Source organism: Dissulfurispira sp. (assembly GCF_036745535.1).
Taxonomy (GTDB): Bacteria; Nitrospirota; Thermodesulfovibrionia; order Thermodesulfovibrionales; family Dissulfurispiraceae; genus Dissulfurispira.
On record NZ_DAIOFX010000021.1, the window covers coordinates 10,185 to 24,688 of the forward strand.

A 14,504-nucleotide genomic window follows, 5' to 3' on the forward strand; every position below is an offset into this window, starting at 1 on the left:
TCAGGATTAATTTTAGCACAAAAACACAAAATAAGGCGCAGCTTATCGGCTATTTATCCTCTACTGCTGCTCAACTCATGCACTGCCTCGACCATTGCAATGGCATTCTCAACCGGAGTTTCAGGCAGTATCCCGTGGCCTAAATTGAATATATGTCCCTTTGCGTTTTTTGCTCCATGAAGTATTCCTGCTACCCTATCACGAATCATATCCTTTGTCCCGAAAAGAGTACAGGGGTCGAGATTTCCCTGAACTGCAACATCATTGCCCAATGTGTTTATAGCATCAGAAATATCGATCCTCCAGTCAATGCCAAGGACATCAGCGTCTGACTGTTTGACCTTCTTAAGCATTGCGCTCCCGTTAAAGGCAAAATAAATAACAGGCACCTTGCCTTTGAATGTCGAGACTATCTTCTGGACATAAGGAAGTGCATATTTCTCGAAATCAACAGGAGAAAGAATGCCTGCCCATGAATCAAACACCTGTATTGCATGGACGCCTGCATTTATCTGCGCCTGAAGATAATTTATTACGGTATCCGTAATCTTTTCCATAAGCCTTACATAAAGATCGGGCGTCTGGAACATCATCTTTTTGGTGTTAATAAAATTCTTTGAGCTGCCGCCTTCTATCATATAAGTGGCAAGGGTAAATGGAGCTCCTGAAAATCCTATCAATGGTACATTTAACTTTTTAACGAGCATCTTTATCGTCTCCATGACAAAGGGCACATCATCCTCTGCCTTTATCCTGCGGAGCTTTGACACAGCAATATCATTTCTTATGGGATCATAGAGAATCGGGCCCTTTGATTCTGAAAATTCGAGCTTCATTCCCATAGGCTCTACAGGAACAAGAATGTCTGAAAAAAGTATTGCAGCATCCACCTTTAAAATATCCACAGGCTGTATTGTCACCTCTGCAGCAAGCTCGGGCGTCTTGCAAAGCGTAAGAAAATCTACTTTTGATCTTACCTTCTGATATTCGGGAAGGTATCTTCCTGCCTGTCTCATGAGCCATACGGGTGTGTAATCAGTCTTTTCGCCTCTACATGCCTTAAGAAAGGTATCGTTCATTTAGCCTCCGATTTTTTTCATTTTCAGCGGAACATATCTGCAGAACGGCTCTTCCGCAAGATAATCTCCGTATACAGAATATGCCCTTGCCCTGCATCCTCCGCATACATTCACAAATTCGCAGGAGCCGCATCTTCCCTTGTATTTCTTGAAATCCCTCAAATCCTTGAACAGTTCTGAATTTTCCCATATATCCTTGAATGTCTGTTTTCTGATATTGCCTGCAGACATTGGGAAATAGCTGCACGGAAGCACATCGCCGTCAACATTTATAAGACAGATAAGCTGTCCTGCTATGCATCCTTTTGAGCCGCCGGTGGAAAACTTCAGGGCTCTTCTTTTGAACTTTGCGCCTTCTTCTTTGGATTTCTGCAGCACTATCCTGTAGTAATGCGGGGCGCATGTTGGTCTTACAAGCATGTCGTGCTCATCTTTTTCCATCTGGTAATGCCATTCCAGCATCTTCTCATAATCTTCCTTTGAAATGAGTTCATTCATTATCTCCTCGCCCCTGCCTGTGGGTACTATCATGAACATATACCATGCAGTGGCGCCGAGCTTCTTTGCCAGCTTATAGACCTTTGGAATCTCTTCCTGATTCCTCTTTGTGAATGATGAATTGATGATAAATTCGATGCCGTGTTTTTTAAAGAGCCTTGCAGCATTGATCGTCCCTTTGAATGCGCCCATTTCATCCCTGAAATCGTCATGCACCTCTGCTGTCGAACCGTCAAGGCTGAGGGAGGCTATTCTTATGCCAGATGCCTTGATATTTTCGCATATTTCATCCGTAACCAGTGTTCCATTTGTAGCAAGACACATCCTGAGCCCTTTTTCTGTGCCGTATTTTGCAATATCAAAGACATCCTTCCTCATGAGCGGCTCTCCTCCCGAAAGGACGATTACAGGCTTTGCATAACTCGAGATGTCATCAATGATTCTGAATGCCTCCTCCGTGGAGAAATCTGGATGCCCTTTTGCCTCCATCTCTGACGATGAACGGCAGTGCACACACCTGAGATTGCATCTCCTCGTTATCTCCCACGCTATCCATTTTGGTGCAAATTCCATGGCTGCTATTATACCCTTACTTGCCCTGAAAATCTTCTGCTTTTTGCGACTCCCATATGCGATATTCTATGGTCTTCAACAGCGGGCTGAATGAATCGGATTTTACGGCAGATACTGCAACCGCATTGTATCTCGAAGTTATATTCTCGACCTCTTCCATCGATACCTTATCAATCTTGTTAAAAACAATGAGCCTCGGCTTGTCCTTGATATTAAGCTCTTGAAGGATATTTTCGACTGATGAGATCTGTTGCTCAAATCTCGGATTTGATATGTCCACAAGATGCAGCAGCAAATCCGCATCCTCGAGCTCTTCAAGGGTTGCCTTAAATGCTGCCATCAAATCCTTCGGAAGGTCCCTTATAAATCCAACTGTGTCTGTTATTACTATCTCCCTTTCCTTGGGAAATCTCAATCTCCTGCTCGCAGTGTCTAATGTTGCAAACATCTTGTCTTCAACAAAGGTTGCGCTCTTTGTGAGTGCATTCAAGAGCGTTGATTTGCCTGCATTTGTATATCCGATTATGGAGACAATGGGAATGCCTGTTTCGACCCTTCTCTGCTTTCTCTGCTTCCGTGCCTCGCTGAGGATTTCGAGCTCTTTTTCGAGGCGTGTTATCCTGTCACGGATTCGCCTCCTGTCTATCTCGAGCTTCATTTCACCGGGGCCCCTTCCTCCGATGCCTCCCATCAGCCTCGACATTGCAGTCCCCTTGCCTGTAAGCCTCGGAAGCGTATATTTCAACTGAGCAAGTTCCACCTGCACCTTACCATCACGGCTGTGTGCCCTTCTGGCAAATATGTCCAGTATCAATTGAGAGCGGTCAATGACCTTCAACTCTGTTGTCTCGGCAATTGCCCTAATCTGTGATGGATTGAGGTCCTGATCGAATATCAATAATGTTGCGCCTTTATCCATGGCATTTATCACTATCTCTTTAAGTTTTCCCTCTCCCAGAAGGTATTTGGGATTTACTTCCTTGAGCCTCTGGATAACCGTATCTAATACAATCACATCGCTGGACATGGCAAGCTCTTTCAGTTCGTCCATGGATTCTTCCAGCTCGTATTTAGGTTTTGTGGAAGCGCTTACAAGGATAGCCCTTTCCCTCCTGTCTTTCTGGTCAATAAACCTGTGTCTGTCCATCTCATCTTCCAGATTATGGATAAAACTGTCGTAGTCCAGCTCGAATCTGTAAAAGTCAGAGGTCAGGGTTTCGTATTTTTTATCTGATCCATAGGGCATTAAATAGGCTGCATAGATGTTATGCGGCAGGCCTTCCCTGATGCTTATGGCTGCAATCATGTCGAACCTTAAAAGGGAAAGGTCTGTAATGTCTTCTTTGTTAAGCGGCTCATCGGCAAGATGTGTGTGAACAAACCTCAGCCCCCTTAATGCCCTTCTACCAACAGGATAATCATCGAGATCAGGAATAAAAACGCCCTTTGCATTACCCACAATCACATGGGTTATGGAGCCGCTCCTGTCAACAAGAATACCTATCTGTTTGCCAATCTCAAAGGAAAGCTTTGTAAGGTATCTGGCAAGCTCTTGAGTTATAAGTTTATCTGCAGGGACTTTCCTGCGATAAACCTTTTCGAGGGCATAGAGAAGGCCCTTTTTCAGGCCTGATGTATTTCCGTAAATGGATGCGATGTTTTTTTAAACCTCCATTCTTATTTTATCAGAGCGTGCTTCAGCTTGACAATAATATTAAACCTGATAAAATTCGAAGCAGGAGGCTAAAGGATTACATCAAATTCCATCTCTTTATCGCCAAAGAGGAATCTCTTTCTCAGCACCTTCACCTTTACTGCATCTCCCTTCTTTTTATAAAAGAGATGGATCCTTACATCATCCACACTTTTTATGGCAACATTGTCGAGTGAGATAATTATGTCTCCATCTTTAAGTCCAGCCTTTTCAGAGATGCTGTTTTCAGGGAATCCCTCTATGCTGACCACTCCGTGCATTTCCCTCAATGAAACCATGAGCTTGGGAGATGTCGTGCCATCCATCGGCTTCGGGAATATTATATAATTGGCAATATCTCTCTCTACATCCACATCATTAAGGATAATCGCATAATCATAGCCGTTCCTCCTGAATGTCCTTTTTGGAATGCCGGAGCCATACTGGATGTGGCCGCCTCCGGCAAGGACAACCATCTGGTAGTCGGGGTTTTTCCTTAAAAACTCATCCACAGACATTGACATGGTCTCGTCCCATAGGATCTGTGACTGATAAAAGAAATCAAAGTTTTTTTCGCCTGAACTGCTATGCCTGAGAAAGACCTCTCTGAGCCTGTCCCTGTATTCGTTATCGGAAAAATCCATCTGTGCCGGTATTTCCCTCTTTTCCGCCTCTGAGAGGGAGTCGATTCCACCTCTGGATACCTTATCGACTATTTCGCGCTGGATGTTCAGGGCAACCACTGGCATCTTTTCCTGTACTGCAAAATCCAGTATGGGCTTGTAGAGATTGTAATCAAATCCCCATCTCTTGAAATACTCCGATCTTTTGAGAAATTCCCTCTCATCTATCCTGCCTGCTATGTAATCATCCAGCGACTTCTGAAATGGTCTCTGGAACATCTCCATGCCTATGGCTACCTTCTTATTCTTTTTATACAGGCCTTTTATAACTTCGAGCTGGACATTATGATGGGCAAACCTGTCATGGTATTCGCCGACATAGACGATCTTTTTACCCGATACACTCTCTATAACCTCGGATAATGTCTTTATGGTAGAGACATCGATTGCCATGGCCTGTTCTTTATTCTCCATTGCTATACCCCTCTCAGACTCATCAATCTTTTTGTAGATATTTCTTCCATTATCAAAAGATAGAACACTGTACTTCCCATAATGGAATATCTTTCTAAATGCTGCATCCGCTTCACCTTTAGACTTAGCGGAAAATATAGCAGCAACCTTTTGCTGATTCCACGGATTGTTTTTTATAGCAAGGTTGAACCCTGCATCAATCTTATCGATACTTCCATAAAGCCTCTCGATTACAGGATTATCACTTCCGAGTATAACGAGGGACGATGATTTTATGTCGGAATCCTTAATGTCCCTTATTTCTTTTTCAACAGCACCCCTTTCCTTAAAGGAATCGATAACAGCCCTGTAAATCTCCCTGTTGCCTGCAGGGAGGACCATTATGATTTTATCATCTCCAAGAAGCCTTGATATTACAGGGGGAAGCTCGTTATTCGAAAGTTTTCTTGCTATATCGTAATCTTCATCCATGACTATTTTCTCAGGCACGCTGTCGAGGGATAATGTTAAACCTGTCTTTACCTTATCTGCCCTGACCCAAACCTTCTTTTTAAAGCCATCCCTGTAATAAATGGTCAGGGGAACATCGACTGTATAAACCCTTCCCCTCTGCCCGATGTTAAAGTCAGCTTCGTATTTACTTCCGCTCTGCTTGATCCGAAATCCATCGATATAAAGATCGGCCATTCCGGGGGTATCAACCCATTGTTTAAAAAACCAGTTTAGATCTTTTTTATAGGTCTTTCCAAAAACATCTTTAATATCACTCCACGATGCCCTTTTAAATCGGTTCTCGTTTATGAAATCCCGCAGGGATTTATAGAATACATCATCCCCCACGACATTCTTTAGCATATGGAAAACCATGGCAGTCTTTCCATAGCCTATTGCCTTTGATGAAAAGTCCGTCCTGCCCCTGAAGTCCTTAATTGGGAATTCATTCTTATCGTTTACATAACTACTATAATCGATAAGTGTCTGTTTCCTGTATTCCCATCCCTTTCCTTTCTGCTCCTCATAGAGATGGTCTGCAAGGTATGTGGTCAGTCCCTCTGCCCAGTTGCCCATTTGATAATCGATATAAACAAAATTGCCAAACCATTGATGCAGGATTTCGTGGCCGAGGGATGTCTCAACAATAAATGGAAGCCTTACAATATCCTGTCCGAGCAATGTAAATGTGGGCATGGAATATCCTGTTGGAAGAAAATTTTCGACTATTGAAAATCTTTTATACGGGAATTTTCCTAAAAAGCCTTCATACAGCTTGAGATAATTCTTCGTGTATTCGATATATTTTTTAGCAAGTTCTATGTCCTCACGAAAAAAATAGGCATAGATCTCGATACTGCCGTAACTGTCCTTAATTATTTCGTACCTGTTCGTTGCAATCAGGTTTATGCCGTCAACAGAATGGGGAAATTCAAAGATGTACTCTGTTTTCCCGTCTTTTGCACTCTTTTCAATCCTCTCTCCTTCGGAAACAGCCTCATATCCGCCTGGGAGCACTGCGTGAAGCCTGTATTTGTATAATCCTTCTGTTTGTGGATACCATGTTCCAGTAAGCGAGATTCCCCTTTCATCGACAATGCTTCCAACTGCTCCATAGTTTGTATCATGCGCAGCCTTATCGTCTTTAAAAATACCTTCGTATCTGATAATGAGGCTGCCGTTCTGTGGAGGTAGTACCTTTAATATTCCTTCCCTGGCATCAAAATTGATTTTCTGCTGGTTCAGCGTTATGTCGTTGATTTTGAGATGTCCTGTGTGCAGCACAAGTTCTTTGCCTGCAGGGACATCGATCTTTGCAAGTCCGATAATTTTCGAATTGTGAATATCGAATGAGACTTCCAAATTATATTCTGGCAGATTATATTCGGGTGGTTGCCATGCGTGTGTGATAGCAGGCAGAAAAAGGAAGGCAATTATCATCAGTAACCGATAAAACATTTTTTATTATACTCTAAGTTGAGTGATTTTATATATGTCAGGCACTGCCCAAAGACTTTAAAAAGTGCTGATTCAAATGCATATGAGAGATAATGAATGCATTATCCATAAAGTATCCAATGTAGTAGATGACGGATATAAGATAAAGTTTGCACAAGTGCGTGGTTTAAAGTCTTTTCGCAGCACCTGACATATATTTTTAAATTAGAATCGCTCAATTTAGGTATACATTATGCAACCGGATTTTAGTAAAATTGAGTATATTGAGTATGAAGAAGGAGGCAAGATGAAACTCAAACCTTTGGCGCTTGGCATTGCACTTGGTTTGGTATGGGGAGGCTCTCTGTTTATAACTACATGGCTTTCTTACTACACTGGATATGGAAGGCTGTTCCTCGAAGTCCTTGCCCAGTCCATTTATCCCGGATATGCGATCTCACCTTTAGGTAGTTTTTTAGGATTATTTTATGGCTTTCTCGACGGGTTTGTGAGCGCATGGCTGATAGCGGTGATATATAATAAGATAAGCATTAAATAAAAAAGGCAGGACACAGTATTTCCGCTTCATTCTCGAATGGCATCCAGCCATTCTCCGAAGCAAAGGCAGCCAGCTTAGCCATCCTTGGCACGCTTGGGCTGCCCAAGTCGCTCCAATGCAATGTCCTGCCTCTTTAAAAGGGGTGAAATTATGTCTAAGGTATATTTTGCATCTGCAAGGGTTAAAAAATGGAAATATGACGAAAGCATGCCCGGAAAACTGGACAGGTTGTTAAAAGAGATGGTGCTTTCAAGATATTTTGAAAAAGATGAATGGGTGGCTGTAAAGACCCATTTTGGCTCTGACGGCGCACATAGAATCGTAAGACCTGTATTCCTTAGAAAAGTGGTTGATTCATTGAAGACAATAGGGGCAAAGCCCTTTGTTACAGATACGGCAAGAATAAAGGGACTCGACTACCTCGAAGTGGCAAACCAGAACGGCATAAATCATCTATCTGTCGGAGCACCTGTTGTAATCGCCGACGGTCTTTACGGAAACGACAATCTCATGGTCAAGGCAGGCGATATCCTCGGAGAAATAGCAGTGGCATCGCTTATATACGATGTCCCTGCAATGGTGGTTTGCTCACATGTAAAGGGGCATATAAATGCAGGATATGCAGGCGCGATAAAAAACATTGCCATGGGCGCAGTAAGCGGAAGCCACAGGCACTGCGGGTGGAAATGCGGTAGGGGTGCAATGCATGCCATTGGAGAAGGCAAATTTATATGGGATGAAGACAAATGCGCCTTTTGCTATCAGTGCGAGGAAGTATGCCCCCTCGACTGCATAAATTTTAAGGATAATAGATTCGACTATTACGATGAGAGATGCTGGCGGTGCGGCAGGTGTACAAGGGTATGTCCTGAAGGCGCACTTGTACTACCAGGAGACGATGAGCTATTCATGAAATCCCTGTCAGAAGCAGCAAAGGCGGTTTTAAGTACATTTAAACCCAATAAGGTTATTTATATAAACTTCCTCACAGAGATCCAGCCCGAATGCGACTGCATGCCTGCAGCAGAAGTCCCTGTAATTCAGGACATAGGAATATTGATCTCCGATGACATTGTATCCGTTGAACAGGCATCGATAGATATGCTTCTAAAAGAGAATCCCCTTCCGTCCTCTTTAGCCGAAGATGAAAAAATAAAGGGGGGCGAGGATATACTCTTCAATCTCCATAAAAAACCTTATCTATTGCAAATAGAGAAGGCTGAAAGGCTCGGTCTCGGAAGCAGGCAATACGAACTGATAGAACTATAAAATAAAAGCGCTGCTGCCCGTGGGAACTGGACAGCAGCTTAGGGGAGGTAACAAGGCGCTTCTGATTGTAGAATAGCAAACATCAGACTGCTTGTCAAGAAGAAATTCTGAAGTTAGTTATTAATTTTAATTTTAGATTGATAACATGTATTTATATTATAAGCAGAATTGGCTTGAGCGGAATGAGCTTAGAACTGTCAAAAAATAGCACCTGAAGCGAAAGCCAGTTCTGCTTATAAATTAATTTTGTCTACAATTCAAGAAATGCGCATTTAAGATATTCTGTTTCTGGCACGGACAAAAGAATCGGGTGATCGCGGCCCTGAGAACGGTACTCCATGAGGCGTGGGTTTCTTCCGGCATCCCTTGCAGAATCCCGCAGCATATCTAAAAACATGGCCTTTTCGATATGATAAGAGCAGGATGAAGTGGCAAGCATTCCCCCCTTTTTAATAAGCCTCATAGCCATAGCATTTATCTCCCTGTATCCCTTCAGTGCCTCTTTAACCTTTGCCCGGCTCTTAACAAAGGCAGGAGGGTCAAGGACTATAAAGTCATACAAACTGCCGGATTCCATCTCTCTTTTCATGAATTTGAAAACATCATCCTTTACAAAATCGCATCTGTCCTCAAGCCTATTCAACTCGAAATTCCTTTTTGCCTTTGACAGGGCTGTTTCTGAATCGTCCACGCATGTCACAAATGCTCCATTCTTTGCCAATTGAAGTCCCCATGCCCCCGAATAACAGAAAAGGTCAAGCCCCCTTCCCTCTTTGATATAATTGCTTAAAGCTACCCTGTTTTCCCTCTGGTCAAGAAAAAAGCCTGTCTTTTGTCCTGTCATGGGATCTACTTCTATCAGGATTTCACCCTCATTTATTATAGGAAGGGAATCGAGAGAGCCTTTTACTGCTTTCTTTTCAAGGGGAAGTCCTTCAAGAATCCTGCTCTGGCTGTCATTCCTAAGCACAATTACCGAGGGGGATAAGATTTCGTCCAGAACGCTTATAACTATAGCCTTCATCATCTCTATGCCGAGGGTTGAGAACTGTATCACAAGACAGTCAGCGTATTTGTCCACAATCAGTCCGGGAAGAAAATCGCCCTCGCTGTATATGACCCTGAATGAGTTGCTTTCGGGCAGGAATCTCTTTCTGTAATTAATTGCATTAACTATCCGCTTACGGAAAAAGTCATGGTTTATTTTTTCCCTCTCTCTCGTTAAAAGCCTTACGGATATAAGGGAATGGGGGTTTATATAACCGATTCCGATAAATTTATTTTTATTATCATAGACCTCGACCAGAGAGCCGGGCTCATAATTTTTTGGGCTTGTCGACAGTTCGTTCGAAAATATCCAGAGGTGGCCTGATAGTATCCTGCTCGTGCGCCTTAGAATAATCTTTTCCATTCGTAATTATACCATCATAACATTTTAGTTGCTTATATCACCTGTTTTTTGGTATAAATATATAATAACTAAGGGACAGTTTACCTGCCCTGTTGGTGATTAGGTGAAAGTGTTGATCCCGCAAATTAGATCTTTTGGGAGCTAATGTTAGGTACACGGTGTGCAGGCCTCCCCCAAGTGGATGAGAGGAAGCCTAAGTTACCTTCGCGGCACCCACCTGTAGAAGCAGGGATCTAATTTTTCATCTACACGGCAGGGTGGGTTTTTTAATAGCTCATTGCTGATAGCTCTTAAATCTTATTTTCATGAGATAAGAGCTATGAACTATGGGCTATGCTGATGACAGGATAGTTGCAATTAACTATAAAAATAAAGGAGTTAGGATTTTGAAAAAGGTTGTTTTAAACGGCTGCAACATATATGGTGTTAAGAAAAATATGCACCGGGCGCATAAATAAAATGTGTGGTCATGTCCTAATCCTTTTAAAATCATAAAACCTCAATCCCTTTTTTAATTGCCTATCCTATAGTCATCAGAAAGCTTGAGAAGTCATTAAGTTTTCGATCGTTTATTGCTTAATGACCCAAAAACAAAACAAGGAGGGGTATTGCCCATGGACAATAGCTTAATGTTAATCGTGATTGCAGTTGCTGTCGGTGCTGTAACCGGTCTGGTCCTCTCGCTGATTTATAAAAACACCCTCAAATCCCGGAAAGAGGCATTAGAAAAAGAGCATCAACATCTCCTCGAAGATGCGAAGAGAGAGGCAGAGTCCATAAAGAAAGAGGCTGTCATTCACGCCAAGGATCTGGCATACCAGGCAAAGGTCGAAGCTGAAAAAGAGATAAGGGAAAGGACAAGAGAGCTGAATCAGCTCGACAAAAGGCTGAGGCAGAAGGAAGATCAGTTAGAGAAGAGGTTAGACCAGATAGAGAGAAAAGAGCACGAACTGAACAGAAAAGATAGGGATTTACATTCGAGGGAACGTTCGCTGTCGGAAAAGGAGAGCCACTATGAGCATCTTATTAAAGAGCAGACCCTCATTCTTGAGCGCATATCTGGTATCAGTGCTGAAGAAGCAAAACAGGAACTCTTTAAAAGAGTTGAAGAGGATGCAAGATTTGAGGCAGCCAAACTTGCAAAAAAAATAGAGGACGAGGCAAAAGAAAACGCAGAGAAAAAGGCAAAGGAGATTATCAGTCTTGCCATCCAGAGATATTCCAGCGATTATGTGGCAGATGCCACTGTATCTGCAGTGAGCCTGCCCGGTGACGAGATGAAGGGAAGGATTATCGGCAGGGAGGGAAGAAATATCAGGGCGTTTGAGGCAGCCACCGGCGTTGACCTCATTGTCGATGATACGCCCGAACTGGTAACACTGTCAGCCCATGACCCTGTGAGAAGGGAGATAGCAAGGATAGCCCTCGAAAGGCTCGTGGCAGACGGAAGAATACATCCCACGAGGATCGAGGAGGTCGTAGAAAAGGTCAAAAAAGAGGTGGATACTACTATCAGGGAAGAGGGAGAAAAAGCGGTCTTTGACCTCGGAATCTCCGGCATGCATCCGGAGCTCATAAAAACCATGGGCAGATTGAAATACAGGTCGTCCTACGGCCAGAATGTACTCCAACACTCAAGGGAAGTCGCATATTTTGCAGGAATGATGGCCGGTGAATTGAATGTTGATATAAAGCTGGCAAAGAGGGCCGGACTGCTCCATGATATTGGAAAGGCCGTTGACCACGAAATGGAAGGCTCGCATCAGGAAATCGGTGCAACCCTCGCAAAAAAATACGGTGAAAACGATTATGTAATAAATGCCATCCTTGCCCATCACGGCGAGATAGATCCTTCATGCGTAGAGTCTGCCCTTGTTGCAGCAGGAGATGCCCTTTCAGCAGCACGGCCCGGCGTCAGAAGGGAGAGCATAGAGAACTACTTAAAACGCCTCGCAAAGCTCGAAGAGCTGGCAATGTCCTTTAACGGCGTAGATAAGTGCTATGCAATTCAGGCAGGAAGGGAGATAAGGATCATAGTAAAACCCGAGGACGTCAGTGATGAAATGTGCGCCGTAATATCAAAGGACCTCGCAAAGAAGATAGAAGCAGAGATGACATATCCAGGGCAGATAAAGGTAGCGGTTATTCGTGAATCAAGGCATGTTGATTATGCAAAATAACTGATATGAAGGTTCTGTTCATCGGCGACATAGTCGGCAAGATTGGAAGGCAGACTGTAAAAACCCTCCTGCCCAATCTTGTGGACAGATATAAAATAGACATGGTTATTGCCAATGGCGAGAATGCAGCAGGAGGCTTCGGAATAACAGAAAAAACTGCAGCAGAGATTTTCGACTTCGGGGTTCATATCATCACAACAGGCAATCACATCTGGGACAAAAAAGAGGCGGTCCCATACATAGCAAAGGAAAACAGGATATTAAGACCCATAAATTATCCGCCCAATACTCCCGGCGTCGGAAGCATTATATTCACTTTGCCAGGCAAAGAAAAAATAGCTGTAATGAATGTATCGGGAAGGGTTTTTATGAATACCCTCGATTGCCCGTTCAGGACAGGTAAGGATGAAGTGGAAAAACTTAAAGAGTCCACAAATATAATAATCATCGACTTCCATGCAGAGGCCACGTCAGAAAAGGTAGCCTTCAGCTATTATATGGATGGAATCGTCAGTGCAGTTATCGGAACCCACACCCACGTACAAACTGCGGATGAAAAGATACTGCCGGGCGGTACAGCCTATATTACGGATGTTGGCATGACAGGGCCTCAAACCTCTGTCGTAGGCATAGAGAAGGAGCAGATTGTAGAGAGGTTCCTTTCCCAGATGCCGAGGAAGTATGATGTTGCAGGAGGAAAGGGATTATTATCTGCTGTGGTTGTGGAAATTGACGGGAAAAGCGGTAAAGCCACGGCAATACAGAGATTGCAACTGACGAATCCGTAACATGGCTGGTTTTTGCTTCAGATGTTATTAAGAACCTAACTTGAGTAATTTTATATGTCAGGCACTGCTCAAAGACTTTAAAAAGTGTTGGTTCAAGTGTGTACGAGAGATAATGAATGCATCATCCATCAAAGTATCCAAAGTAGTAGATGACGGATACAAGATAAATGAATTTAGCAGTGCGTGGTTTAAAGTCTTTTCGCAGCACCTGACATATACTTTTAGATTAGAATCACCCAATTTAGGATAAGGAGGTATTTATGCTTACAGCTAAAGTGAAGTGGGTTGATGGGCTTCAGTTTGTCGGCGAATCCGGAACGCACCATGCAATTGTGATGGACGGCGATATAGAGGTCGGCGGCAAAGATACAGGGATGAGGCCGATGGAGCTGCTTCTCATAGGACTCGGAGGATGCTCTGGCATGGATGTGGCCTCAATTCTACAAAAAAAGAAGCAGCAAATAACAAACATTGATATAAATGTAAAAGGAGAGAAGGCAGATTCATATCCAAAGAAGTTCACAAAGATTGAAATAGAATTTGTTGTAAGCGGCAGGGACTTGTCAGAAGATGCAGTAAAACGGGCAGTAGAGCTTTCAATGGAGAAATACTGCTCTGTAAAGGCAACACTGGAAGGTGTGGCAAAAATAAACTTCAGCTATAGGATCGTCCAGGCTTAGGCTATCGTTTCCCCAAAAGAAATTGGTTCAGTTAATCCCTCATCCGCCATTGCTTTTTCAAAGGTCGGATCAAGTTTCGCGCATTCTTTTGCCAAACGGGTGCGTTTTATCCGAGCAAGTTTTTCCTTTACAGCCTCTTGAATAGCCTGGCTACGATTCTAAAAATATGTTTACTAACAAATGTGTCCAACTGATCAATGTATTGTTCATCCAATGTAATCGCAATTTTGGTTTTGCCCATAAAACACCTCCGGTATTACCTCACATCATACCAATGGTTTGTGTTTTTGTCAATTGTTTGTTCTATGGCATAACGGGATGCGGATGAGCAGCCCCCGAAGGGGGTCTGTTCGATTCGCTTGTTGGCGCAATTATTTATAATTATTATAACATTTCATAAGCGAATCGATTGCTCATCCGCATCGTTGGCGCAGACACAGCAGTTGTTGTTTTATATATAAGCCATGAAATTTTGATGACGATAGGGTGGTTGGTATTCACGATGAAATCAATATTAACATCTCTGTATTTATTTTTAAATTTATCTGCGCTCTGGCGGCGGAGCCGCCCCGCGCCTGTCTGCGCCAACGTTCGCGTTCAGCCGCACGCGCAGCGTGTCGGCTGCAACCCATTGTTATGCGTTTTTCCTTTTCTTTATCCCGGTCTCCCAGATGACAATGCTTCAAGTACCTGTTCCACTTCCCTGCCTTTGGCTTTGATCAACGCAATCAGCTCTTCTGGTGTGCGC

11 protein-coding genes and 1 other RNA gene are annotated in these 14,504 nt (G+C 43.2%); 7 read left to right on the top strand and 5 right to left on the bottom strand.

Annotated elements, in window-relative coordinates; translation table 11 throughout:
* Nucleotides 1-53: 53 nt before the first annotated feature.
* The 4 genes from hemE to V7L97_RS05570 all read right to left on the bottom strand — a co-directional run bounded on the left by hemE (nt 54) and on the right by V7L97_RS05570 (nt 6,890).
* Nucleotides 54-1,079, bottom strand: a complete 1,026-nt coding sequence (gene hemE, locus V7L97_RS05555; RefSeq protein WP_333654040.1) for a uroporphyrinogen decarboxylase — start codon at nt 1,077-1,079, stop codon at nt 54-56.
* Nucleotides 1,080-2,150 carry a radical SAM/SPASM domain-containing protein gene (locus V7L97_RS05560; RefSeq protein ID WP_333654041.1) on the bottom strand — a complete coding sequence of 357 codons (1,071 nt, stop codon included), beginning with the start codon at nt 2,148-2,150 and terminating at the stop codon, nt 1,080-1,082.
* 16 nt (nt 2,151-2,166) lie between these two features.
* Nucleotides 2,167-3,777, bottom strand: a complete 1,611-nt coding sequence (gene hflX / locus V7L97_RS05565; protein WP_442891764.1) for a GTPase HflX — start codon at nt 3,775-3,777, stop codon at nt 2,167-2,169.
* A gap of 116 nt (nt 3,778-3,893) precedes the next feature.
* Nucleotides 3,894-6,890: a ChaN family lipoprotein gene (locus V7L97_RS05570; RefSeq protein WP_333654045.1), complete on the bottom strand. Its 2,997-nt coding sequence runs from the start codon at nt 6,888-6,890 to the stop codon at nt 3,894-3,896.
* 286 nt (nt 6,891-7,176) lie between these two features.
* On the opposite strand from V7L97_RS05570, the gene V7L97_RS05575 reads away from it, so the two are divergent.
* Both V7L97_RS05575 and V7L97_RS05580 read left to right on the top strand, forming a co-directional pair.
* Entirely contained in the window at nt 7,177-7,428 is a 252-nt protein-coding gene (locus V7L97_RS05575) for a bacteriophage holin (RefSeq protein WP_333654048.1), read from the top strand.
* A gap of 150 nt (nt 7,429-7,578) precedes the next feature.
* Nucleotides 7,579-8,697 carry a DUF362 domain-containing protein gene (locus V7L97_RS05580; RefSeq protein ID WP_333654050.1) on the top strand — a complete coding sequence of 373 codons (1,119 nt, stop codon included), beginning with the start codon at nt 7,579-7,581 and terminating at the stop codon, nt 8,695-8,697.
* Nucleotides 8,698-8,947: 250 nt separating this feature from the next.
* Here the strand turns inward: V7L97_RS05580 and V7L97_RS05585 are convergent, their stop codons facing one another.
* A complete protein-coding gene (locus V7L97_RS05585; protein WP_333654053.1) occupies nt 8,948-10,108 on the bottom strand; it encodes a class I SAM-dependent rRNA methyltransferase in 1,161 nt (386 codons plus the stop codon).
* Between the two features lie 78 nt (nt 10,109-10,186).
* Between V7L97_RS05585 and ssrS the strand changes: the two genes are divergently transcribed.
* The 5 genes from ssrS to V7L97_RS05610 all read left to right on the top strand — a co-directional run bounded on the left by ssrS (nt 10,187) and on the right by V7L97_RS05610 (nt 13,756).
* Nucleotides 10,187-10,376, top strand: a non-coding RNA gene (gene ssrS, locus V7L97_RS05590) — 6S RNA.
* Nucleotides 10,377-10,434: 58 nt separating this feature from the next.
* The gene (locus V7L97_RS05595) at nt 10,435-10,566 is read left to right on the top strand and encodes a hypothetical protein (RefSeq protein WP_333654054.1); all 132 of its coding nucleotides are present in this window, start codon (nt 10,435-10,437) and stop codon (nt 10,564-10,566) included.
* Nucleotides 10,567-10,716: 150 nt separating this feature from the next.
* The gene (rny, locus tag V7L97_RS05600; protein WP_442891763.1) at nt 10,717-12,288 is read left to right on the top strand and encodes a ribonuclease Y; all 1,572 of its coding nucleotides are present in this window, start codon (nt 10,717-10,719) and stop codon (nt 12,286-12,288) included.
* A gap of 5 nt (nt 12,289-12,293) precedes the next feature.
* On the top strand, nt 12,294-13,076 hold the full coding sequence (locus V7L97_RS05605) for a TIGR00282 family metallophosphoesterase (RefSeq protein ID WP_333654057.1): 783 nt from the start codon (nt 12,294-12,296) through the stop codon (nt 13,074-13,076).
* A gap of 260 nt (nt 13,077-13,336) precedes the next feature.
* Nucleotides 13,337-13,756, top strand: a complete 420-nt coding sequence (locus V7L97_RS05610) for an OsmC family protein (protein WP_333654058.1) — start codon at nt 13,337-13,339, stop codon at nt 13,754-13,756.
* Nucleotides 13,757-14,504 lie beyond the last annotated feature (748 nt).

Excerpts from the sequence above, each read along its gene's own strand:
- hemE (WP_333654040.1), bottom strand. The coding sequence starts at position 1,079 with ATGAACGATACCTTTCTTAAGGCATGTAGAGGCGAAAAGACTGATTAC.
- V7L97_RS05570 (WP_333654045.1), bottom strand. The coding sequence starts at position 6,890 with ATGTTTTATCGGTTACTGATGATAATTGCCTTCCTTTTTCTGCCTGCT.
- V7L97_RS05575 (WP_333654048.1), top strand. The coding sequence starts at position 7,177 with ATGAAACTCAAACCTTTGGCGCTTGGCATTGCACTTGGTTTGGTATGG.
- V7L97_RS05585 (WP_333654053.1), bottom strand. The coding sequence starts at position 10,108 with ATGGAAAAGATTATTCTAAGGCGCACGAGCAGGATACTATCAGGCCAC.
- V7L97_RS05580 (WP_333654050.1), top strand. The coding sequence starts at position 7,579 with ATGTCTAAGGTATATTTTGCATCTGCAAGGGTTAAAAAATGGAAATAT.
- V7L97_RS05560 (WP_333654041.1), bottom strand. The coding sequence starts at position 2,150 with ATGGAATTTGCACCAAAATGGATAGCGTGGGAGATAACGAGGAGATGC.
- V7L97_RS05610 (WP_333654058.1), top strand. The coding sequence starts at position 13,337 with ATGCTTACAGCTAAAGTGAAGTGGGTTGATGGGCTTCAGTTTGTCGGC.
- V7L97_RS05595 (WP_333654054.1), top strand. The coding sequence starts at position 10,435 with ATGGGCTATGCTGATGACAGGATAGTTGCAATTAACTATAAAAATAAA.
- V7L97_RS05605 (WP_333654057.1), top strand. The coding sequence starts at position 12,294 with ATGAAGGTTCTGTTCATCGGCGACATAGTCGGCAAGATTGGAAGGCAG.